The 22679-nt window shown below is 27.1% G+C and carries 25 protein-coding genes; 16 read left to right on the top strand and 9 right to left on the bottom strand.

What is annotated here, in order from left to right:
- Positions 1-135 precede the first annotated feature (135 nt).
- Positions 136-975, top strand: coding sequence for a diaminopimelate epimerase (gene dapF / locus BINT_RS04690; RefSeq protein WP_014487404.1), 840 nt, complete (start codon positions 136-138; stop codon positions 973-975).
- 189 nt (positions 976-1164) lie between these two features.
- A complete protein-coding gene (locus tag BINT_RS04695; protein ID WP_041177261.1) occupies positions 1165-1722 on the top strand; it encodes a lytic transglycosylase domain-containing protein in 558 nt (185 codons plus the stop codon).
- Positions 1723-1759: 37 nt separating this feature from the next.
- Here the strand turns inward: BINT_RS04695 and flgG are convergent, their stop codons facing one another.
- Positions 1760-2554, bottom strand: a complete 795-nt coding sequence (flgG, locus tag BINT_RS04700) for a flagellar basal-body rod protein FlgG (protein WP_014487406.1) — start codon at positions 2552-2554, stop codon at positions 1760-1762.
- 188 nt (positions 2555-2742) lie between these two features.
- Here flgG and BINT_RS04705 point away from each other — a divergent pair, with 188 nt between their 5' ends.
- Complete coding sequence (locus BINT_RS04705; RefSeq protein WP_014487407.1) at positions 2743-3141, top strand: Spy/CpxP family protein refolding chaperone; 399 nt, start codon at positions 2743-2745, stop codon at positions 3139-3141.
- Between the two features lie 393 nt (positions 3142-3534).
- Here BINT_RS04705 and BINT_RS04710 read toward each other — a convergent pair whose 3' ends face one another.
- The 3 genes from BINT_RS04710 to BINT_RS04720 all read right to left on the bottom strand — a co-directional run bounded on the left by BINT_RS04710 (position 3535) and on the right by BINT_RS04720 (position 6151).
- Entirely contained in the window at positions 3535-4578 is a 1044-nt protein-coding gene (locus tag BINT_RS04710; RefSeq protein ID WP_014487408.1) for an AAA family ATPase, read from the bottom strand.
- A gap of 35 nt (positions 4579-4613) precedes the next feature.
- Positions 4614-5117 (bottom strand): BatD family protein, encoded by a 504-nt coding sequence (locus BINT_RS04715; protein ID WP_200859224.1) that lies wholly within the window; start codon positions 5115-5117, stop codon positions 4614-4616.
- 287 nt (positions 5118-5404) lie between these two features.
- Positions 5405-6151, bottom strand: a complete 747-nt coding sequence (locus BINT_RS04720; RefSeq protein ID WP_014487410.1) for a hypothetical protein — start codon at positions 6149-6151, stop codon at positions 5405-5407.
- A gap of 287 nt (positions 6152-6438) precedes the next feature.
- Here BINT_RS04720 and BINT_RS04725 point away from each other — a divergent pair, with 287 nt between their 5' ends.
- The 4 genes from BINT_RS04725 (at position 6439) to BINT_RS15395 (ending at position 9462) form a co-directional block, all read left to right on the top strand.
- Positions 6439-7770 carry an MATE family efflux transporter gene (locus tag BINT_RS04725; protein WP_014487411.1) on the top strand — a complete coding sequence of 444 codons (1332 nt, stop codon included), beginning with the start codon at positions 6439-6441 and terminating at the stop codon, positions 7768-7770.
- Positions 7771-7837: 67 nt separating this feature from the next.
- Complete coding sequence (gene hdhA, locus BINT_RS04730) at positions 7838-8641, top strand: 7alpha-hydroxysteroid dehydrogenase (RefSeq protein ID WP_041177580.1); 804 nt, start codon at positions 7838-7840, stop codon at positions 8639-8641.
- A 330-nt stretch (positions 8642-8971) separates the two neighbouring features.
- The gene (locus BINT_RS15390) at positions 8972-9133 is read left to right on the top strand and encodes a hypothetical protein (RefSeq protein WP_014487413.1); all 162 of its coding nucleotides are present in this window, start codon (positions 8972-8974) and stop codon (positions 9131-9133) included.
- A 161-nt stretch (positions 9134-9294) separates the two neighbouring features.
- Positions 9295-9462 carry a hypothetical protein gene (locus BINT_RS15395; RefSeq protein ID WP_014487414.1) on the top strand — a complete coding sequence of 56 codons (168 nt, stop codon included), beginning with the start codon at positions 9295-9297 and terminating at the stop codon, positions 9460-9462.
- Positions 9463-9600: 138 nt separating this feature from the next.
- Here the strand turns inward: BINT_RS15395 and BINT_RS04740 are convergent, their stop codons facing one another.
- The gene (locus BINT_RS04740; RefSeq protein ID WP_014487415.1) at positions 9601-10203 is read right to left on the bottom strand and encodes a hypothetical protein; all 603 of its coding nucleotides are present in this window, start codon (positions 10201-10203) and stop codon (positions 9601-9603) included.
- The gene (locus BINT_RS04745; protein WP_014487416.1) at positions 10203-11672 is read right to left on the bottom strand and encodes a CsgG/HfaB family protein; all 1470 of its coding nucleotides are present in this window, start codon (positions 11670-11672) and stop codon (positions 10203-10205) included. The genes BINT_RS04740 and BINT_RS04745 overlap by 1 nt, the downstream gene beginning before the upstream one ends.
- A 151-nt stretch (positions 11673-11823) precedes the next feature.
- Between BINT_RS04745 and BINT_RS04750 the strand changes: the two genes are divergently transcribed.
- The 9 genes from BINT_RS04750 (at position 11824) to BINT_RS04790 (ending at position 20833) form a co-directional block, all read left to right on the top strand.
- Entirely contained in the window at positions 11824-12258 is a 435-nt protein-coding gene (locus BINT_RS04750) for a YbaB/EbfC family nucleoid-associated protein (protein ID WP_014487417.1), read from the top strand.
- Between the two features lie 5 nt (positions 12259-12263).
- A complete protein-coding gene (recR, locus tag BINT_RS04755) occupies positions 12264-12869 on the top strand; it encodes a recombination mediator RecR (protein WP_014487418.1) in 606 nt (201 codons plus the stop codon).
- A 64-nt stretch (positions 12870-12933) separates the two neighbouring features.
- The gene (locus BINT_RS04760) at positions 12934-13881 is read left to right on the top strand and encodes a carbohydrate kinase family protein (RefSeq protein WP_014487419.1); all 948 of its coding nucleotides are present in this window, start codon (positions 12934-12936) and stop codon (positions 13879-13881) included.
- Between the two features lie 17 nt (positions 13882-13898).
- Positions 13899-14825, top strand: a complete 927-nt coding sequence (locus tag BINT_RS04765) for a pseudouridine-5'-phosphate glycosidase (RefSeq protein ID WP_014487420.1) — start codon at positions 13899-13901, stop codon at positions 14823-14825.
- Positions 14826-14852: 27 nt separating this feature from the next.
- Positions 14853-16856 carry an alpha/beta hydrolase family protein gene (locus BINT_RS04770; protein ID WP_041177262.1) on the top strand — a complete coding sequence of 668 codons (2004 nt, stop codon included), beginning with the start codon at positions 14853-14855 and terminating at the stop codon, positions 16854-16856.
- 103 nt (positions 16857-16959) lie between these two features.
- Entirely contained in the window at positions 16960-18576 is a 1617-nt protein-coding gene (locus BINT_RS04775) for a CTP synthase (RefSeq protein ID WP_014487422.1), read from the top strand.
- A gap of 118 nt (positions 18577-18694) precedes the next feature.
- The gene (locus BINT_RS04780) at positions 18695-19027 is read left to right on the top strand and encodes a cupin domain-containing protein (RefSeq protein ID WP_014487423.1); all 333 of its coding nucleotides are present in this window, start codon (positions 18695-18697) and stop codon (positions 19025-19027) included.
- 146 nt (positions 19028-19173) lie between these two features.
- Positions 19174-19794: a membrane protein gene (locus BINT_RS04785; RefSeq protein ID WP_041177263.1), complete on the top strand. Its 621-nt coding sequence runs from the start codon at positions 19174-19176 to the stop codon at positions 19792-19794.
- 31 nt (positions 19795-19825) lie between these two features.
- Positions 19826-20833 carry a calcium/sodium antiporter gene (locus BINT_RS04790; protein ID WP_014487425.1) on the top strand — a complete coding sequence of 336 codons (1008 nt, stop codon included), beginning with the start codon at positions 19826-19828 and terminating at the stop codon, positions 20831-20833.
- Here the strand turns inward: BINT_RS04790 and BINT_RS04795 are convergent, their stop codons facing one another.
- The 3 genes from BINT_RS04795 to BINT_RS04805 form a co-directional block, all read right to left on the bottom strand.
- Positions 20834-21520 carry an ATP-binding cassette domain-containing protein gene (locus BINT_RS04795; protein WP_014487426.1) on the bottom strand — a complete coding sequence of 229 codons (687 nt, stop codon included), beginning with the start codon at positions 21518-21520 and terminating at the stop codon, positions 20834-20836.
- Positions 21510-22238 (bottom strand): ABC transporter permease, encoded by a 729-nt coding sequence (locus BINT_RS04800; protein ID WP_014487427.1) that lies wholly within the window; start codon positions 22236-22238, stop codon positions 21510-21512. Before BINT_RS04800 ends, BINT_RS04795 begins: the two co-directional genes overlap by 11 nt.
- 100 nt (positions 22239-22338) lie before the next feature.
- On the bottom strand, positions 22339-22650 hold the full coding sequence (locus BINT_RS04805; RefSeq protein WP_234944360.1) for an META domain-containing protein: 312 nt from the start codon (positions 22648-22650) through the stop codon (positions 22339-22341).
- Between the last annotated feature and the right edge of the window lie 29 nt (positions 22651-22679).

Here is a 22679-nt window from a genome sequence, read left to right on the forward strand (position 1 = left end):
CAAATTTTAATCTCTGCGGCTAATATCTTTATCATTAAAGGTATTAGCTGTTTTTTTATAAAATATTTACTTAATTCATATTATATTATAGAATATATAAATTATATAACATAAAAAATATTTTAAGGGTTTATTATGACTTTATCTTTTACTAAAATGCATGGAATAGGAAATGACTATATTTATGTGAATTGTTTTAAAGAAAAATTTACTCCTGAAGATGCTTCAAAATATTCTCCTATATTGAGCAATAGAAATTATTCTATAGGAGCTGATGGTATAATACTTATAATGCCGAGTGATAAAGCTGATGCTAAAATGAGAATGTTTAATGCTGACGGAAGCGAATCTGAAATGTGCGGTAATGGTATAAGATGCGTGGCTAAATATGTTTATGATAAAGGGATAAGTAAAAATAATCCTCTAAAAATAGAAACTTTAAGAGGTATTTTAGAAGCTAATCTATTTATAGAGAATGATGAAGTTGATAAAGTTGAAATAAATATGAGTTCTCCTATACTTGAAGGGCTTAAAATACCTACTACTATAGATAAAAATCCTATTATTGATGAGCCTATAACATTTAACGGCAAAACATATTATTTCACTGCTGTATCTATGGGTAATCCTCATGCTGTAATATTTATGGATAATATTGATGATTTAGATATAAATTCTATAGGAAGTTATATAGAAAATAACAGTATATTTCCAAACAGAACTAATGTAGAATTTGTAGAGATAATAAATAGGGGAGAGGTAAAACAAAGAACTTGGGAGAGAGGAAGCGGTGAAACTTTAGCCTGCGGTACAGGTGCTTCAGCTGTATGTGTTGCCGGATTTATAAGCAAAAGAACTGATAATATTATACTTAATCATCTTTTAGGCGGTGATTTAGTGTTGAGATATGAAAATAACAGCGTTTTTATGAAAGGGGAAGCTAGATATTCTTTTGAAGGTAAAGTTTTACTATAGAATTTTATATATATTAAATATTAATAACAATTATTTAATGATTATTAATATTTATTTAATGCAATGTAAAAAAAATATATTTTTTAACTGACTTTTTTCAAAAAAATGTTAATATTTAAAATATAGTTTATGTTTTTTGATATTAGCTAATTTATAATTAATAGGATATTAAAATTTAACAGGAAGTTTATGAAAAGAATAGTTATAATATTAGTTTTATTTCTTTGTAATCTCAATTTGGAGACGCATAATTTCAATATCAGTGATTATTCCTTTCCTTCTAATGATTGGGTAACATTGATTAAAGATGTATCTAATCATTATAGTCAGGATTTTTGGTTTATTAAAGATGTTTTCGATGTTTGCAGTAATTATGATGTTGATCCTCTTTTAATGGTGGCTTTAATCAAGGTGGAAAGTAGTTTCATACCTACAGCACTTTCAAGAAAAAATGCTTATGGATACTGTCAAATAACACCTATTGCCAATAAAGATGTTGATCCAAAATTGAACAGATATGATCCTAGAGATAATATTGTGCTTGGTGTAAGATTCATAGATAAAATTTTGGATAAATTCGATGGCGATATTGTAAAATCTCTTAGATATTATAATGCAGGAAATGCTTATAACGTATATGGTGAGTCCTATGCCGAAAAGATAAAATATGAATATAATACTATGGTTAGTCTTTATGTTAAAGACGATAGTTCATATGGTGCTATATATAGAAAAGAGGCCTTTTAAAGCCCCTTATCTATCACTAGTTATGTATTATTTTTAATTATCTTTTCAAGTTTACAACAGTAGCAAGTAAGTTATCACTAGTTTGTACTGCTTTTGAGTTCATCTCATAGGCTCTTTGTGCAACTATCATATCAACCATTTCGTCAACAACTTTAACGTTTGACATTTCAACGAAACCTTGATGAATTCTAGGGAATCCATTAGCACCCGGTTCGCCTTCAAAAGCTGGTCCGCTTGCTATAGTTTCTTTGTATAAGTTGTCGCCTATAGAAAGAAGTCCAGGCTGATTGATGAATCTATGAAGTGTAATTTGTCCTATTTCTACAGGATCATTTTCATCACCTATCTTCACAGAAACAACACCTTCTCTTGATATGCTTATCTGCTCTACCAAGAAATTTTCAGGGAATACTATTTCAGGAACTAGTCTATATCCATTAGAAGTAACCAATTGTCCATTAGCATCAATTTTGAAAGAACCGTCTCTAGTATAAGAAACACTTCCGTCAGGCATTAATACTTGGAAGAATCCTTCTCCCTCTAATGCTAAATCAAGTTTATTTCCTGTAGCCTGTAAAGAACCTTGATCAAACATTTTTTGAGTAGATGCACTTTTTACACCTAGTCCTGTTTGAAGTCCTACAGGTGTTACAGTATCTTCTGTAGCAGGAGTTCCTTGTATTTTTAAGTTTTGATATATTAAATCTTCAAAATCAGCTCTAACTTTTTTATATCCTATAGTATTAACATTTGCAAGGTTATTGGCTATAGTATCAGTTTTGAACTGCATACCATTCATACCGCTTGCAGCTGTCCATAAAGAACGTACCATATAATACACTCCATTATCTTATAAATTTATTATATTATATCTTCGGTAATTATAAAAATTGCTTTATAGAATTTATATAAAAAATATTATGTTAAGTAAAAAATAAAAAATGGGAACTTTTTAAAGTTTTATTCGTCTAACAAAGTACATGATATATAAAATATAATGTATTTAAGGAGGTTTTAATTATGTTTAAAATATTATTATTCAACAAAAAATTTATATTTACAGTTTCAGCAATGATTTTATTGTCTATGTCTGTATTTGCAAGAGGTTATGAGTCAGATGATTTTAATTTTAATAGGAGGAATGGATTTTATGGAAGAAAACTTCCTAATATACAGCTTACATCTGAACAAATGTCACAAATACAATCTATAGAAAATAAATATTATACTCAAATAGAAAATTTTAGAAAGGATATTTATAATCAAATACAAATTATAAGGTTAGAAATGTCAAAGGAAACCCCTGATATTAGTATTATTGATAAGGCAATAGATAATAAAACTAAATCAGCATCTGAATTGCAAAAGATAAGAATTCAATGTTTTTTAGAAATGGATAAAGTATATAAAACAAATTAATTAATATTCATAATAACATAGTATTTAGCATATACTCATAATTTTTATAATAGTTGCTCATAAATCAATAAAAAGCCTGATTAACTAAGTTAATCAGGCTTTGATAATTAATCATTTTTTTATAAATCAATATTATTAAAGCACATTGATATTCTCTAAAAGATTTTATATTATTGCTAATAAAAATTGTTCGCTAAAAAAGTATGCCAAGTAAACTTAGCATACGCTCACAATTTTTACTACTACAATTATAATATTATTGCTAGTGATAAATTCTCATAAAAATAGCTTGCAACTTCCTTCGTCAGTTATTAGCTGATCGTTTATCACTTTAAAAAAAGCCCGATTATTTAATAATCAGGCTTTATAATCAATCATATTTTTCATTAACTATTAAGGTACATTTATATTTGCTAGTAAACTTTCTATTATCATATCACTATTTATGTTTTCGGCTTGTGCTTCATAGCTTACGCTTATTCTGTGCCTTAATACCTCATAAGCAACAGCTCTTATATCTTCAGGCATTACGAATCCTCGGCCCTGCATCATAGCATTTGCTTTTGCTGCTTTAGTTAAATATATTCCTGCTCTTGGAGAAGCTCCGTATTCTATGTATTCGCTTTGAAGTTTATAATCTTTTGGATTTCTTGTGGCATCTATAATGTTTACTATATAATCAATCAATCTTTCTTCTATATGTATTTGATTAGCCAATTTTCTTAATTTTTCTATTGTTTCTATTGTGGTTATAGGTTTTAAAGAAGCTGGTTTTGAAGATGACATATTTTTTATTATAGTTTTTTCTTCGCTTTTAGTAGGGTATTTTACTATAACTTTAAGCATAAATCTGTCAACCTGAGCTTCTGGAAGAGGGTAGGTTCCTTCCTGTTCTATAGGGTTTTGAGTTGCTAATACTAAAAATACATCAGGAAGTCTATATGTTTTATCTCCTATAGTAACCTGATGTTCTCCCATAGCCTCCAAAAGTGCTGACTGTACTTTAGCAGGCGAACGGTTTATCTCATCGGCTAATATTATATTAGAAAATATAGGTCCTTGTTTAGGAAGAAATACTGAATTTTTTATATCGTAAATTTCAGTACCAACTATATCTGCAGGAAGCAAATCCGGTGTAAACTGTATTCTTTTGTAGCTTGCATCTATTGTACTTGCCAATGATTTTACAGTTAATGTTTTTGCAAGTCCAGGTACTCCTTCTAACAATACATGCCCATCACATATAATTCCTAATAGTAGCTTATCGAGCATGTTTTCCTGTCCGATAATTACTTTTTTTATTTCATTTTTTATAGCATTTACAACATCAAGAGCCATTTTTGAAGCCTCTGATATAGCTTGTAAATCCTTACTGGCATTAGCTATTTCACTGCTGATTTCATTTGTATTTTCGCTGTTATTGATATTATCTGTCATATGTTATTCCTCATAGTTCTTTATATATATTAAAATTATGATGTTTGTTTATTTGCAAAGTTCTTTTTATTTAATTTATGTTGATCTTTTATGAACTTATAAATTAAAAGTGCTATAAGTATTATTACAATCCACTGTCCTATCATTATTAATAAGAACCATGAACTAAATACTCTTATATTATGTTCATTTATCATCTGTTCTTTAGGTACTAAACTATTTCCCCTTTCTACATTATAATATCTTGCTTCTAACTCAGGTATTTTTAATTTACCGTTTCTTAGAGGCTTCATAGTATATATTATTTTATAATTCATAGTTGGAATTTCATTATCTTTATGTATAGTTTCTATTTCTACTCTTTCATTAAGCACTTCAAAATCGCTTATGGCATTCGTGTTTATACCTTCAGGTTTGAATTTATCTGCATCTCCTGTATATGTTAGGGTATACTCTAAATTCTGCCATAGATATAAACTCTTTTTACTTACTTTTTCCTCTACTATCACTATGGGGTATAGTGCATTTACTGTTATCATTATTATTAAAAAAATATAGTATTTAATCATTGAAGTAGATTATATAAAAACATAAAAAAAGTCAATATATAAAATTATTAATAGATTAGTATTCTGAATATATTTTATAAAAGCAGTTATTTTGTAAAAAGTAAAAACATTTTATCATTTATAGACTTATTGATTTTTATCTTATTATTTTCAATAGTCTATTAATCAAAAGAAAATCCTAAAAACTTTCAAACTTACATTATACTAAAAAATAATAGTATAGTTTTTATAACTGTATTAGTTAATTCAATTATCTATTATCTAAGGAATTGGCTGAAATCAAATGTATATGATATAGAAGCACCTATTCCAAAATAGAATCCTGAGGCTAATTGCTCTAAATACGGAGTAAAGTTTAGAGATAGGCTAGCATCACTGTTTAATACTAAATAAAGACCTACTCCTAAGTGATTAAGATATAATACTGCACTATTATAAAAGTCATAAGCGAAATGATATTCTAAATATATACCAGCTAAAGAGAAGCCGAATAATGCTCCAGGATAAACTCCGAAAGCTGTTTTTAATCTTATAGATTCAACAACTCCTCTCGGGTCATCAAAATACATAGGAAGTTCAAAATTGAAGAAAGCTGTAAAAAAGTCTCCCAAACCTATTAAATAATGAAGTTGAGGGTTAAGTCCAAATTTCTGTTTATCTGATCCGGGAAATAATACTTCAACGGCTCCTATGAATCCATTAAAAAATTGGAATCTAGGCATTATAGAAAATTGAGGCTGTCCTGCTACACCTACGCCTATTTCAGGTACATAAGTTATAGGAACTACTCTTGCAAATATATCAAAATTTCTTAATATTCCGAAATTTATCATTAAAGGACTTGATAAAGTATATTTTGATGTACCTATTCTATCATTATTAAGATAAAGAGTTCCCCCAAGACGTAATGCTCCAGTCATACCTGTATACATTTTGTATGGGAAAGAGTAAGCTAATGCAGATAGTATTAACATTAAAATAGATGTAAATAAAAACTTTTTCATAAATTTAATCTTCTTAATTTATATTTTTTCTATAATAATACACTTTATACTATACTAATATAATATATTATGTAAAAAATATCAATAAATAAATATGATAAGTACTGAAATAAAATTTAGTATTTGCGAAAAAATATTAGTCCAAAATTTGACTTATAAATGATATATGATATAATGTATGCCAAGTTCATCGGAGGACTTATTGGAGAGAAAAAATACCAAAGGTTGGATAAGATGTCTAATTATTAGATTTCTTATTCAGCCTTTTTTGTTTTTAAACTTTAATATTGGAGTTTATTTATGGATATGCTAAAAACAGATGTAAAAAAATATTTTTTAAATATTTATCTGCTAGTTTTGGAAGTGCATTGATAGCGGCAATTTATTCTATAGTTGATGTTGCTATGGTTGGACAATATGAGGGTGATAATGGGGCTGCTGCTTTGGCTGTATTTGCTCCTATATGGAATGTAATATATGGTATAGGGCTTCTTTTTGGTATAGGAGGTTCTGTACTTTTCAGTAAGGCGAAAGGCTCAGGAGAATATGATAAACAAAATAATTTCTTTACCGCCTCATTTATAGCTTTATCTGCAGTCATATTCATAGTTTGGATATTATCATTAATATTTGAAGATAATATACTTTATTTTTTCGGTGCTGATGAAGTACTGCTCAATTTAGCTAAAAGATATTTTCTTCCTATAAAAATTATTCTTCCTTTATTTGCTTTCAGTCAATTTTTTGCAGCATTTCTTAGAAACGATAATGCACCTATGAAAGCCACTTTAGGAGTTATGGCAGGAGGTATTTTCAATGTATTCGGCGATTATTTTTTTGTGTTTATATGCGATATGGGTATATTTGGTGCTGGACTTGCAACAGCTATAGGTCAAATTATTACTGCTTCTATATTGATATCGCATTTATTTACTAAAAAAAATACTTTGAAATTTCAAAAGGTTAATAAATTATTTTCATTATCAAAAAATATTGCTTCTATTGGTTTTTCTACATTCTTTATAGATATAGCGATGGGAATACTAGCTTTAATGTTTAATAGGCAGATAATGAAATATTTCGGAACATCAGCATTGGCAGTTTATTCTGTAATAATAAATATTAATATATTAGTTCAGTCATCGGCCTATACAATAGGGCAGGCAGCTCAGCCTATAATATCAACTAATCTAGGTGCTGGCAAAATGGATAGAATAAAATCAGCAGTAAAATGTAGTATATTTTCAGCTTTGGTTCTTAGTATAGTATATACTTTATTCACATACTTTAATACAGATTTTTTAATGAAAGCATTTATGAAGCCTTCAGAAGAAGCTTTGTCCATATCAAAAAATATTATGAGAACCTATTTTATATCATTTTTAATATTGCCTTTCAATGTATATGCAACTTATTATTTTCAGGCAATAATGAAGCCTTCATCTTCTTTTATAATTGCTGTATTAAGAGGACTTATAATAAGCGGTATTTTAATATTTATAATGCCTTTAATATTTGTTAAAGATAGCATTTGGTATGTTATGCCTATTACAGAAGTTATAACTTTTATCATTGCTATGGTATTTTTTATTAAATACAGAACTATATATTCAAAATAGTTATTTTAATTATAAAAATATTTATTAAATTTAATGTAATCATAAAATATAAAGGAGATATATGGTTATGAAACTTTTAGATAAAAAAATAGCATTAGTAACATCATCTACAAGGGGGATAGGCTTAGCATGCTCAAAGAAGCTTGCAGAAAATGGTGCGAAAGTTTATTTAGCTGTGAGAAGACTTGATGCAGGAAAAGAAGTAGCAAATGAGATAATAAAAAACGGAGGCGATGCTGATGTTGTATATTTTGATGCAACTAAAGAAGAAACATTTACTTCTATGATCGAAGATGTTATAAAAAAAGAAAATAGAATAGACATACTTGTAAATAATTTCGGTACCACTGATACTAGTAAAGATTTTGATTTAGTTAATGGGGACACTGAAGCCTTTTTTAAAATAGTTAATGAAAATTTAAAGAGTGTTTATCTTCCCTCAAAGGCTGCTGTTAAACAAATGATTAAAACAGGAGGCGGAAGCATAATAAATATATCATCTGTAGGCGGAATTTTTCCTGATATGTCAAGACTAGCTTATGGCATATCAAAATCAGCAATAAATTTCCTTACAAAAAATATAGCAGTTCAGTATGCTAGAAATAATATAAGATGTAATGCTGTGTTACCTGGATTTGTAGCAACAGATGGGGCAATGGAGAGTATGTCAGAAGAATTTTTAAAATCATTTTTGAAGAATGTACCGTTAAATAGACCGGCAGATGTTGAAGATATAGCTAATGCAGTATTATTCTTTGCAAGCGATAATTCTTCATTTATAACAGGTGAAACTATGCCTGTGGCTGGAGGTTTTGGACTTCCTTCACCTATGTACAGTCAGTATATGGATATGGGCGGAAAAAAAGGTTAATTAATTTTCAATAATTATTTCTTATTTTAAAATTTAAAAGGCATGCTTTTGGGCATGTCTTTTTTATTTACATTTCTTATAATTATTGTGCTTTTGAAATGGTATTTGCTTTCTTTTAATTGTGATTTGATAATAGTAAGTTAATAGAAATTCAAACAAAAATGTAGTAAATACTCTATGTAATATAAAAATAGTAAATAATTACAGTGTTTTAAATATAAAAAACACTATATAAAAATATATATGGTTCTAATATTTATATGTAATAGTATTAACTTTAATGAATTACTTCCGATAATAAGTTGTATATTTAATAAGGTTAATAATTTTATGTATTTCAATGTGAGAATCAGCTCTAAAATATTCTATGGTATCATATTAGTTGGAATAGCTTTTATGGTATATGTATTCGTATTCAGTCCTAAAGGATTTCTTACATTAGATGCTAAAAAAGTTATTATAGAAACTAAAAAAAGAAAGTTGAAGAATTAAATAGAAGAAAAATTCAGATTTCAAATAATATAGAAAGGTTAAAGACTGATAAAGAATATATATTATCTTATGCTAAAACATTCGGTTATTTAGATGATACTAAAAACGAAAAGATTATAAAGATTATCAAAAATGAAGATGAAACAAAAAATAATGAAGAGGTGTTAGCATCTTCAAATATAAAAGAAAATGATAATTATATTAATATCAGAGGTGCTTTAATATTGGCTTCAATGATAGCTATATGCTTTATAACATATTTACTTCTTATAAATAAAAATTTACTTCCAAAATTGAAAAAGAAAAAAATAATTACTTCCAGAGGTTAAATTTATTATAATATAAAATCTAATATATAAATATTTATGTATTTTACATCATAATTTTTTATTAAAATTAATTATAATACTAATTTACTATTAATTGATTTATAATTAGGTATTATAATTAATATTTTATTTTATCTATTAAAGAGGGTGATTCAAAGAAAATACAAATCCAGCATCTTGATTTACAGGTTCATAAAATGGCATAAATCTAAAGCTGAATCCATCATTTTTCTTATTGCCATAAACTCTTTGATAACTGTCATAAGCTACAGCAGCTCCGCAAAATAATCCGGCTGTTATTTCAAATAGCAAAGATGATATCCATAAACTTTTATATCTACTTCTTCCTGTAGTTGAAGCAACAACATTGGCATTTTCTATAGAGGATAATCCAAATGTTATATAAGTAGCATAAGTGTATGAGAAAAATGCAGTTAAAATAAATGTTACTTCTGTATATCTAAAAGGATTGCTTTTATAAGTATCTTCTAATATAACAGGAGAACTTACAACTCCATTTTGATTTATAATATTTGTACCTTCCATACTAAAGAATGAGCCTACACTATTAGTATCAATATTATATTCAGTTTTTAATTGTTCATTTGTTTCAGTTACAGTTTTTTTCACTGCATTATTATTTTCATTAGTTCCGTATTCCTTAGCTATATCTGAAAAATAAAAGGCACCAAAAAATGTGTTTGATATGATAAATAGTATTAATATAATTTTTGTACTCATTATAGTATAAAAAACGCTCCAAATGTGAATTCTAATCCTGTGAGATTAACAGTTTTAATCTTTTCTGGTAAAGAAACCTCATGACCATCACTGAAAACGCCTAAATTAATAGGATTAGTGTAAAATCTATATCCAACTCCTAAATTTAATCCTATAGTATCTGTAACATTATATTGTAAAGAAGCTATAGCTCCTATACCAAACATAATATCTCTTGAATCTATTTTAGATCCACTTTTTAAATAGCTGTAATTATCAGTATAGTAATTTCCTCCTATTACTTCTCCTATAGTTGTAAAGGATATTCCCATACCTATATAAGGTGAAATTACAAATCTTAAAACTTCCTGATATAAATTTATATTAATATCAAAATTAAATCTAGTATCTACAGCATAACTTGATTTTAAAAAGTCGCCGAATAGTATACCTATACTTAAATTTGGTGAAAATAATACCCCATTATACCCCATTTTTAAATGCAGTCCCAAAGCATATTCGTTTTTATTTAATGATATTTTTATTTTTCCGGCATTTGGGTTATAACTGCTTTGATATATTTTTTCTGTAGCCTGTATATTATAAGAAGCATAATTTAAAAATATACCTAATCCAAAATCTCCTATAACTGTTTCTCTTGCAATATCACCTGGTAATATGTTATTTCCTCTTGAGATTTTTGCTATTAAATATTCATTATTAAGTTCTTTTACTCTTAAAGTACCTTTATAATTATATCCCCCACTTATTACGTTTCCAGAAGGAAGTATAATGTCTTCTTTCTTTGAATAAACTTTAAATCTAGTTTTTGAACTAACCCCATGATTTTTACCAGCAAGTAATATAACATTTCCGCCATCCACATCAGCTATAGTTAATGTTATTTTAAATATGCTTTTCATTTTATTTTCTACTTTGTATGCTAAATTATTACAGGCATTATCTATAAGGTTTTCTCTTAAAGAATAAGAAGGATAGGTACTAGTGCTGTAATAAGCAGAACCTTGTAATTTTGAAGAGTAAAGTATTTTAGTAGTTTCCACATCAACTATTTGAAGTACCATATCAACTGTAGAATATAAACTGAAACTGCCGTCATCATTATGTTCTACTGCAACATTAGCAGATACTATTTTACCTGTTACTGCTTTTGAATATCCATATATTTTACCAACTTCAATTACTTGTTTTTCTGTAATACCAGTTAATTGAAGTTCCATTTCTTTTAAATATTTATCTAAATTTTTCCTATCTACTATATTAAATCTATTCATTCTTGTTAATGAATTTTCTATTAATGCTGTCATTTTAGTACCTACATCTTCACCATATCCAGATGAAGTACCTTGTATTTCGAATACAGCTATATTTTCCTTTTCGTATGTTTCACCTATTTCTTTTTTTATTTGCTGAGATAGCAATATAGATGGAAATATCAATATTAAAAATACAATTTTTCTTATAAACATTCTTATATATAGTTTTATTTCAATTTTAATTATCCTAGTATATGTTATATTCTTAGAATAAAAAAGTCAAATTTATATTGTTTTATTATTGTTGATAAATTATTAAAAAGAATATATATTATATCATATTAATAAAAAGGAGTATAAAATTATGAGTGAAAATAGTATAAAATACAGTTCAGCAGGTAATTTAGTATCTTTAACTATGAACAAATCATATAATATAACTAGTTTTAATATAGATGAGAGCCTTTTAGCAAAGGATCAGAAAGAATTATTGGAGGAAATGATAAGCTCAAGTATCAATGAAGCTGTTTCAAAAGTAAATGAATTAAGAAAAAAATTAGAAGAAGAAGATTCTGACAATGAAAGAGAACAAGCTAAACCGCAGCCTAATTTATTTAATATGAATTTCAAAGATATGAATCAAATGTTTAATGATATAAGTAAAATGACTTCTGTAGAGTATAAAGATGGCAAAATAAATATTTCTTTGGATTCCATAACTCCAGATATGATATCAAAGATGAATGATATGATGAATAATATGAATAATAAAAATGATGATGATAATAAAAAGGAATAATCATTTTGAATAATATACAATCTTTGGATAAACTTACACAGATTATATCAAGACTTCCTGGAATAGGTACAAGGACAGCTATGAGGCTTGCCTTGTATTTATTTGACTGTGATGATGAATATTTAAAAGAATTTTCAGAGGTTTTATCTTCTTTGCATGAAAATATTAAGTTATGCAATATATGCTATAGTTTGAGTGATAATGATATTTGCGATATATGCAGTAATGATAAAAGAGAGCATAATAAAATATGTATTGTAGAATCATATCCGGATATGCTTGCTATAGAAAAAACAGAAGAGTATAATGGAGTTTATCATATATTGGGAGGGCTTATATCTCCTCTTAGAGGCATTGGTATAAGCGACATAAGAATAAGAGAACTTATAGAAAGAGTTAATAAAAATAATATAGAAGAAATAATGATAGCATTCAGTGCATCTTTAGAAGCTGATACAACTGCATCATATATTTATAAAACGTTAAAAGAAAATAATTTTAACGGCAGAGTAACACGCATCACTTACGGAATATCTTTAGCAAGCGATATAGAAAATGCAGATTCCAGATCTTTAGCAAGAAGTATTTTAGACAGAGTCGAAATGAATTAATTTTTTAATTTTTTTTTAGTTTTTTTGTTTATAGTTATTATAATTATTATATAAAAGGCATTAAATGAAAAATTATATAGTATCTATCGGCGGCTCAAATATAGATATACAAGGATTTTCAAAAAGCAGAATACTTTTAAAAGAATCCAATCCGGGAAAAATAAAAGTATGTACAGGCGGAGTAGAAAGAAATATCATTAATAACTTATCGAATATAGGATTAAAAAATATAAAATTTATTACTTCTATAGGAAATGATATTTTCGGTGATATACTTTTCAATAATATAAAATCATTAGGTGTTGATGTTTCTTATATAGTAAGGAATGGAAGCAGCACTTCATATATAGCTATTATGAATAATGACAGAGATATGGAAATAGCTATGTCTGATATGGATACTTTAGATGAGAATATAAATATCGAATATTTAGATAGTATAAGAGATATTATAGAAAATGCTGAGTTCATAACTATGGATGCCGTTATGAATAGATATATATTTGAATACATTATAAAAAACTTTCCAAATAAAAAACTTCTTACCGATGCCGTTTCAATAAAAAAATCAGAACATATAAAAGGATTAGAAAAACATATTTATGCTTTGAAGCTTAATTCTAATGAAGCATCTTTTCTTCTTGACAGAGATATAAATACTATAGAAGAAGGAAAAGAGGCTGTAAAAATATTTTTAGAAAAAGGCGTCAAAGAAATCTATATAACATTTGGGGCTTTAGGTATATGTTATGGTACTTATAATGATATCAATGAAGCATATTATCTTAAAGCTCCAAAGGTTAATATTGTAAATGCTACAGGGGCAGGCGATGCTTTTATGGCTGGCATTGTATATTCTATATTTCACGATTATGATTTAGATTATAAAGTGAAATTTGCGGCTGTTATGGCTATGTTTGCTTTGGAGAGTGAGGAAACAGTTAATGATAATACTAATTTTGATAAAGTAACAAAAAGAATAGAAGATATTTTTGGAATAAAAATTAATTAAATTATTGGAGAATAAATATGAATAATTTAGAAGAATTTTTAGATATAAGCGAAGAAGTTAAAGAGGCTTTACATGAGAAGAAAGCTGTTGTGGCATTAGAAAGTACAATAATATCACATGGTATGCCTTATCCTGAAAATGTTGAAAGTGCTTTAAACTCTGAAAAAAATATACGTGAAAATAATGCAGTACCAGCAACTATTGCAATAATAAAAGGGAGAATAAAAGTAGGTTTAAATAGAGAAGAACTTGAATATATGGGCTCTAATAAAAATATAGCAAAATCAAGCAGAAGAGATTTACCTGTTATGCTGGCATTAAAAAAAGATGGTGCTACTACAGTAACAACTACTATGATAGGTGCTTCTTTAGCAGGAATAAAAGTATTTGCTACAGGAGGAATCGGAGGAGTTCACAGATATGCTCAGGAAACTTTTGATATATCAGCCGATTTGCAGGAATTAAGCAAAACAAATGTTGCCGTTGTATGTGCAGGGGCAAAATCAATACTTGATATAGGACTTACTATAGAATATCTTGAAACTTTCGGTATACCTGTTCTTGGTTATAAAACAGAAAATTTCCCTGCATTCTATACAAGAGAGAGCGGATACAAAGTTGATTATAAAATAGATACTACAAAAGATATAGCTAATATACTTAATACAAAATGGAAATTAGGTTTAAACGGCGGAGTTTTGGTTTGTAATCCTATACCGGAAGAATATGAAATGGATAAAAATTACATCAATAAAATAATAGACGAAACAGTAAAAGAGGCTAGAGATAAAAACATATCAGGAAAAGATGTCACTCCTTATATATTGGCTAAGCTTCATAGCGTAACAGAAAATAAGAGTCTTAAAGCTAATAAAGAACTAGTTTATAATAATTGCCGTGTTGCTGCTAACATTGCTTATGATTATTCAAATTTGATTAGGTAACATAATTATTTAATAATGGATTTATGTATGGAAAATTTAAACATAAAAGACTTTTTAAAATTCAATTTTTTATCAAATATAGAGCTTTCAAAAGATAATAAAAATTTACTGTTTGTTAAAAGCAATCAGGATTATGAGAATAATAATTATGTTTCAGATGCTTTTATTTATAATATTGAAAAAAATAAAATTTATAAGCTCACTTCTGTAAAAGATGCTTCTCTAGTTTCTTGGCTTGATAATGATACTGTAATATTTAAATCATCATTAAGAGATGAAGAATTGAAAATCAAAAAATATGAGGAGTTTATTGATTATTCTTTGCTTTATTCTATCAATATAAACGGAGGAGAGGCTGAGAGTTTATTTAATATTGAACTTGAAGTAATAGATTTATATTCTATAGATGAAAATAATTTTTTAATAAAAGCAGTTTACGATATTAACAGAGATAAAAAAAGAAAAGAAGATAATTATTTAGAATGGGCTAAAGAAGAAATCGATTATGAAGTATTTGATGAAATTCCTTTTTGGATTAATAATGTTGGTGTAACAAATAAGAAAAGGGATAGACTCTATCATTATAATAAAAAAGAAAATAAATTGACTGCCATTACAGATGAATACAGTAATGTTAATTCTTTTAAATATAAAGACGGTAAAGTATTATGTATTATAAACTCTTTCAAAGACAAAGCTCCTACCACTTCAGAACTTCGTTTGTATGATATAAATGATATTAATAATATAAAAGAAAAAATTATTATAGATTCTAATAAATATGCAATATACTTTGCTGATTTTATAATTGATGATGATAATAAAGAAAAAATCATATCTGTTATGACTGACATGAAAAAATACGGACTCAATGAAAATAGCAGTTTCTATTTAATAGATGAAAGTAATAATATTAATCTTGTATATCATTATGATAATGGACTTGGAAATATGATAGGAACTGATTGTTCTTTTGGAGGCGGCAAGGATATAAGAGTTTATAAAAATCAAATATATTTTGTAGGCACAGAAAATGAAAATGCCCATATTAAATGCTTAGATTTAAAAGGAAATATAAAAAATATCACTAATAAACAAGGAGCAGTTAATTATTTTGATGTTTCTAATGATGATTATATATATTTTATAGCTTTCAGAGATTTGAAGCTAGAAGAGATATATTGTATTAATAAAGAAATAGAAAAACAATTAACTCATTTTAATGAAGATATATTAAAAGAAAAAAGTTTATCAATACCAGAGAAAGTTTTATTCAAGACTCCTAATAATTTTGAAATAGACGGCTGGGTATTAAAGCCAATAAATTATGATGAAAATAAAAAATATCCTGCAATACTTGATATACATGGAGGGCCGAAAACTGCTTACGGAGAAATATTTTTTAATGAAATGCAGGTTTGGGCTAATATGGGTTATTTTGTATTTTTCTGCAATCCCAGAGGAAGCGAAGGAAAAGGAAATGCATTTGCTGATATAAGAGGAATATACGGAACTATAGATTATGAAGATATAATGAAGTTTACAGATATTGTTCTTGCAAAATACACTAATATAGATAAAAGCAGAGTAGGAGTAACAGGCGGTTCTTACGGCGGATTTATGGTTAACTGGATAATAGGACATACTGACAGATTCAAATGTGCAGCTTCTCAGCGTTCTATATCAAATTGGATAGATGATTTCGGAACTACTGATATAGGTTATTATTTTAATCCTGATGAATTAGGCGGAGATGTATGCAGCGGTTTTGATAAATTATGGGAACAGTCACCGTTAAAATATGCTAATAATGCAAAGACTCCAACATTATTCATACATAGCGAAGAAGATTACAGATGCTATCAGAGTCAGGCTTTTCAAATGTTTACTGCTTTAAAATATTATGGTGTTGAATCTAGGATATGTTTATTTAAGGGCGAGAATCATGAACTTTCAAGAAGCGGAAAACCTAAGCACAGACTTAGAAGGCTAAAAGAAATTACAGATTGGTTTGAAAAATATTTAAAATAGATTGAATTAAAAATTAATAATTACTTGATTTAATACTAATTTATGATAATGTTAATAGGTTTGATAATAATAAATAAAAATAAAAAAATTAATTGAGGATTATATGAATACTAAATACATATTTGTAACAGGCGGAGTTGTATCTGGTTTAGGAAAAGGGATAACAGCGTCTTCATTAGGAAGACTTTTAAAGGCTAGAGGATTAAGCGTAACTATACAGAAATTTGATCCTTATATCAATCTAGATCCCGGTACTATGAGTCCATTTCAGCATGGTGAGGTTTTTGTTACTGATGATGGTGCAGAAACGGATTTGGATATTGGGCATTATGAAAGATTTATAGATGAAAACTTAAATAAATTTAGTAATGTTACAACAGGAAAAATTTATCAGCATGTTATAAATATGGAGCGTGAAGGTAAATATTTAGGTGAAACTGTTCAGGTTATACCTCATATTACCAATGAAATAAAAAGAAGAATATACAGAGAAAATGATACAAAAAGAACTGATATAGTTATAACAGAGATAGGCGGAACTATAGGTGATATAGAATCTTTGCCTTATATTGAAGCTATAAGACAGATAAAAACAGAATTAGGTCAGGATAATGTTTTATATATACATGTAACATTGATTCCTTTTATAAGTTCATCTGAAGAAATAAAGACAAAACCTACTCAGCATAGTGTAAAAGAGCTTATGCAAAGCGGTATTATACCAGATATTTTGGTATGCAGAACTAGTAAGCATTTACAGGACTCTCATAAATCAAAAATAGCATTATTCTGCAATCTTCCAAAAGAAAATGTATTTGAAAACTTTGATGAGCCTAATATTTATAATGTACCTATAATGCTTGAATCACAGGGACTTTCAGATGTTGTATGCAAACATTTTAAGTTGCAGACTGCAAAAATAGATTTAACAGAATGGACAGAATTAATAATCAGGCAGAAAAATATTTCTATAACAAATGAAAGAGTAAGAATAGCTATAGTGGGCAAGTATATTTCTATGAAAGATGCTTATATATCTTTAATAGAGGCATTAAATCATGGCGGCATATACAATGATATTAATGTTGATATAGAATGGATTTCAGCTGAAGAATTAGAAAATAAAGATAATATATCAGAATATTTCAAAGATATTCAAGGTCTTATAATACCAGGAGGATTCGGAGAGAGAGGAGTAGAAGGCAAAATACAGGCTATAAAATATGCTAGAGAAAACAATATACCTTATTTAGGAATATGTTTGGGTATGCAGCTTATGAGCGTAGAATTTGCTAGAAATGTACTTAAATTGGAAGATGCTAATACTATAGAAGTTAAAGAAAACGCTAAGAATCCTATAATCACACTTATGGAAGAACAGAAAAAAAGTATATTAAAAGGCGGTACTATGAGATTAGGTGCTTTTGCCTGCGATATAAAAGATGGAAGTTTAGCTAACAAATTATATGGTAAAACTGAAATTAGTGAAAGACATAGACATAGATATGAATTTAATAATGAATATATAGATGTAATGGAGAAAGCTGGATTTGTTGTAACAGGACGCATGAAAAATGCGGATTTGGTTGAGATTGTAGAATTGAAAGATCATCCTTTTATGATAGGAGTTCAATTCCACCCAGAATTAAAATCAAGAATCACTAATCCTCATCCTTTATTTGTAGGATTTGTAGAGGCTGCTAAAAAATTAAAAGCATGATTATTTATTGTTGCTTAATATCGAATATTTTTACAAAAAAATCTTTTTTGTTGCTGCAGCAACAGATTTTTATATATATAAGTTAGATAATAGTAACAAAACAATCAAGGTTTTATATATGGGGAATTATATTAATAATATAGATTATAAAAAAGTAGTTGCTTTAAAAGATTTAGTAACAATTAAAGATATATCTATGCTTTCATTAGTTGATAGAAAAAGTTTAGCTATGAATATAATATCAGCTGATAAAAGCAAAGAAATTTCTACACATACAAGCACAGGAGATGTTTTAGTTACAGTAATTGAAGGAAAGGCGGAAATAATAGTTGATGGAACTTCATATGAAACGTCATCTGGAGAATCTATATTAATTCCTGCTAATGTTCCTCATTCATTGAAGGCTATAGAAGCATTCAAGATATTAGTTATACAAGTGAAATCCGAGTAACCCTAAATAAATTCATAATTATGGTATGGGATTATTTCTTGTCCCATACCATCTTTATATAATGTAAAAATATTATAAATACTTATTTAAAATTTAATGAAAATAATATATATTATTAGATATATATTTTTTATAGGATTTATATTATGGGAAAAGTGAAAAATGTTTTTACTATGGCAACTTTATATCTTATTAAGAATTTACTAAATTTTTCTTCAAGATTACTGCCAGTATTTATAATTATAGTATCTTTACTAAAAATATCAAAAGTATTGATTGATTTAAGCTGGTATTTTGTTCTAGTAATGTTATTAATAGAAGTTATACTTGTAATATTTGCATTGGCTTTTGATTCTATGTTTTTCAAAAATAAAAAAGCTTCTGATAATGCTTCAAGCAGTTCATCAGATGATATTAAACAAGAAAATTCCAGTACATCTGAAGTAATAGCTGCTAATAAATTTTCAGTATTGAATATAGCCGTTATATTTTTTGCATTTTTGGGAATAATATTTGTTATATTGAAATTATTCAAAGCTGTTGCTTGGAGTTGGGTATGGGTTCTTTCTCCTTTATGGCTTTCCACTGCATTAGTGCTTGTTATATTATTAATATTTATAATAGTATTTATAGCATCAACATTAAATAAAAAAGATAAAACAAAAGAAGAAGACAATAGTACTGAACAATCTTCATCAGAAAAAACAGAGAATATAGAAAAAATAGAAAATACAAATAATACAGATAAAACAGATAAAACAGAATAATTAAATAATAAAAATAAAGGAAGATAATTTAATGGAAAATATGTTGTTGAATGTAGTTTTTACGGTAGCAGGAATATTGCTATTATATTTGGGCGGAACATATATTGTAGATGGAAGTGTTATGGTAGCTAACAGGCTTAAAATACCATCTATAGTTATAGGGCTTACTGTTGTTGCTATGGGTACATCTATGCCGGAGCTTTTTGTAAGTTTATTCGGAGCTTTGAGAGGAGAGAGTGCCATTGCTGTAGGTAATGTTATAGGAAGTAATATATTTAATGTTGTATTTGTTCTTGGCGTATCTGCTTTATTTATGACTATGTCTGCCGGCAAAAAGTCATATTATGTTTCTATGATATCTATGTTTATAATGTATGCCGCTTTAGGTATTATGCTTCTTAATTTTAGTACAAAAAGATTAAGCGGAGATAAAATATCTATAATTGAAGGTGTAATACTTATAGTTTTATTATGTATATATGTTTATTATTTATATAGTGTAATATCCAAAGATAAAGATGAATTAGCTGTATTTGAGAAGGAAGTTTCATCATCTACTAAAACTAATTCTATAGCAAGAGCAATATTCAAAATAATAGTTGCTGTGTTGGCATTGGCATTTGGTTCTGACATATTTATTAAAGGTGTTACAGGAATATTCAGAAATTTCTTAAGCGAACATATAATAGGTTTTATAGTTGTTGCTGTAGGTACAAGCATACCTGAACTTGTTACAAGTGTAATAGCTGCCATTAAAAAAGAGGCTGATATATCTATAGGAAACATAGTAGGAAGTAATATATTCAATGTTGGAGGAGTTTTAGGTATATCATCTATGGCTTCATTTAAATTCGGCGGTATTGTTTTAAGCGAAGCACAAGATTATTTGATGGACTTTTCTATTATGGTATTTGTAGGCTTATTATTATTAGCTTTTACTGTAAAAGGAAAAAGTTTAGGCAAAGTAAAAGGCTGCTTCTTTTTGATTATATATATTGCTTATGTTGTTTATCTTCTTAAAACTACATCTGTATCATAATTAATTATTTATTAATATATCAGTAAGTTTTGCTTGGTGATTTTCTATATCGTTATTATCAATATATGTTTGAAATATTAATTGAGTGAAATTATTTTTATTTGATAATATATATACATAGTCCCCAAGCATAACTGCTTCATATACATCATGGGTAACATAAAAAATAGTTTTATTTGTTTTTGATTTTATATTTTTTATTATATCAATAAGTTCTTTTTTTCTTTTTATATCTTGTCCTTGTAAAGGCTCGTCCATAAATATAAAGTTTGAATCATAAGCCAAAGCCCTTGCTAAAGATAATCTCTGCCTCATTCCTCCGCTTAGTTCATTAGGTTTTGAGTTTATATTATTTATTAGTCCTGTAATTTCTAATGCATTCTTTATTTTTTTATCCATTTCATTTTTATTTTTTATTTTGTCTTTTAATACATATTCTATATTTTTGTATGAAGTTAAAAAATCTAAAAGTCTAGGCTCTTGATATACGAATGCTTTATCATCTTTATTTATTTTTGATGATATTATATTTAATAGGGAGGTTTTTCCTGAACCTGAAGCACCTAATATTATATTTATTCTATCCAAATGAAAATCTATATTAAAATTTTTGAATATTATCAAATCATTATAAGAAAGATTTATATTTTCTAATCTGAATATATAATCATTTATTTTATCTGTCATGATTAATCCTTATAATGATTTCAAATATACCATTAAATATTATTGCAATAAGACAGTATGCAAATAAACTTACACTATCTAAATATAGATGAGATTCATAAAGTTTAGTACCTATTCCAGAAGATGGCAAAGCTAATATTTCAGCTGCTAATATGCTTTTCCAAGTTATTCCCATGGATTGAGATATTCCAGTAAATATATATGCTTTAATATATGGTATATAAAGATTAATTATCTGAGTCTTTAAAGATACATTATATGATATTGACATTTCTATTAGTTTTTCATCTACGTTTATTATGCCGTTTGTTATAGAATCATACATTATTGGGAAAATAATAAGCATAGAAACGAATATTGGCACTGTATTATTATCGAACCATATTATGGCAACTAATATTAATGGTATAGTAGGTATTGTCCTTATAAAATTTATTATTGGTATTAATATATATCTAATAGGAGTAAATATTCCTGCTGATATACCTATTATAAATGCTAATAGAAAAGATAGTGCGAATGTTATTAATACTCTAATTAAACTTGATGATAAATCCTTATAGAATGATTTTTCAGATAATATTTCTGCAAATTTTTTTAATATATTTGGTATATTTGGAAATACTATTTCAGAATTTATTTTCAAAGCTGTAAAATACCATAAACTAATGAATATAATAATACCTAATATTAAACATATAAGTTTTTTATTTTTCATTATTATTTTATTCTTTTGAATATAAGTACTTCATTATCCAAAGTAGTAATTGTAAGATTATTACTTGTAAGTTCTATTGAAGATGCTTTACTTAATAATTCTATATATTTTTTTCTTCTTCTACTGCTTCTGATGCACCGCCCATTTTAGTAACAACCATATCTGTAAATATAATCATATTACCTCTGCGCATTTCATATTTTCCTAAATATGTATTGAATCCGCTATATCCGTAAAATTCTTCGTTATAGAATGATATTGTAATCCCGCGTCCTTCAAACATATTTGTAAGCTGAAAAGTTTTTCCATTTAAAGTACTTGTAGATACATTTATTGACTGCGAAGTTGTAGCACAGGAGCTTATAAACATTATAATAGTAAAACTTAGTATTAAAATAAAATTTCTTATCATTAAAATATCCTATATGCATTGTAACATAT

It is taken from the genome of Brachyspira intermedia PWS/A, assembly GCF_000223215.1.
In the GTDB taxonomy this organism is placed as follows: Bacteria; Spirochaetota; Brachyspiria; order Brachyspirales; family Brachyspiraceae; genus Brachyspira; species Brachyspira intermedia.

Coding starts and splice junctions, on each gene's coding strand:
- BINT_RS04695 (WP_041177261.1), top strand. CDS start 1,165: ATGAAAAGAATAGTTATAATATTAGTTTTATTTCTTTGTAATCTCAAT.
- BINT_RS04745 (WP_014487416.1), bottom strand. CDS start 11,672: ATGTTTATAAGAAAAATTGTATTTTTAATATTGATATTTCCATCTATA.
- BINT_RS04705 (WP_014487407.1), top strand. CDS start 2,743: ATGTTTAAAATATTATTATTCAACAAAAAATTTATATTTACAGTTTCA.
- BINT_RS04795 (WP_014487426.1), bottom strand. CDS start 21,520: ATGACAGATAAAATAAATGATTATATATTCAGATTAGAAAATATAAAT.
- BINT_RS04770 (WP_041177262.1), top strand. CDS start 14,853: ATGGAAAATTTAAACATAAAAGACTTTTTAAAATTCAATTTTTTATCA.
- BINT_RS04775 (WP_014487422.1), top strand. CDS start 16,960: ATGAATACTAAATACATATTTGTAACAGGCGGAGTTGTATCTGGTTTA.
- BINT_RS04720 (WP_014487410.1), bottom strand. CDS start 6,151: ATGAAAAAGTTTTTATTTACATCTATTTTAATGTTAATACTATCTGCA.
- BINT_RS15390 (WP_014487413.1), top strand. CDS start 8,972: ATGTATTTCAATGTGAGAATCAGCTCTAAAATATTCTATGGTATCATA.
- BINT_RS04750 (WP_014487417.1), top strand. CDS start 11,824: ATGAGTGAAAATAGTATAAAATACAGTTCAGCAGGTAATTTAGTATCT.
- BINT_RS04710 (WP_014487408.1), bottom strand. CDS start 4,578: ATGACAGATAATATCAATAACAGCGAAAATACAAATGAAATCAGCAGT.
- BINT_RS04760 (WP_014487419.1), top strand. CDS start 12,934: ATGAAAAATTATATAGTATCTATCGGCGGCTCAAATATAGATATACAA.
- dapF (WP_014487404.1), top strand. CDS start 136: ATGACTTTATCTTTTACTAAAATGCATGGAATAGGAAATGACTATATT.
- hdhA (WP_041177580.1), top strand. CDS start 7,838: ATGAAACTTTTAGATAAAAAAATAGCATTAGTAACATCATCTACAAGG.
- BINT_RS04740 (WP_014487415.1), bottom strand. CDS start 10,203: ATGAGTACAAAAATTATATTAATACTATTTATCATATCAAACACATTT.
- BINT_RS04790 (WP_014487425.1), top strand. CDS start 19,826: ATGGAAAATATGTTGTTGAATGTAGTTTTTACGGTAGCAGGAATATTG.
- BINT_RS04785 (WP_041177263.1), top strand. CDS start 19,174: ATGGGAAAAGTGAAAAATGTTTTTACTATGGCAACTTTATATCTTATT.
- BINT_RS04780 (WP_014487423.1), top strand. CDS start 18,695: ATGGGGAATTATATTAATAATATAGATTATAAAAAAGTAGTTGCTTTA.
- BINT_RS04765 (WP_014487420.1), top strand. CDS start 13,899: ATGAATAATTTAGAAGAATTTTTAGATATAAGCGAAGAAGTTAAAGAG.
- flgG (WP_014487406.1), bottom strand. CDS start 2,554: ATGGTACGTTCTTTATGGACAGCTGCAAGCGGTATGAATGGTATGCAG.
- BINT_RS04800 (WP_014487427.1), bottom strand. CDS start 22,238: ATGAAAAATAAAAAACTTATATGTTTAATATTAGGTATTATTATATTC.
- BINT_RS04715 (WP_200859224.1), bottom strand. CDS start 5,117: ATGATAACAGTAAATGCACTATACCCCATAGTGATAGTAGAGGAAAAA.
- BINT_RS04805 (WP_234944360.1), bottom strand. CDS start 22,650: ATGATAAGAAATTTTATTTTAATACTAAGTTTTACTATTATAATGTTT.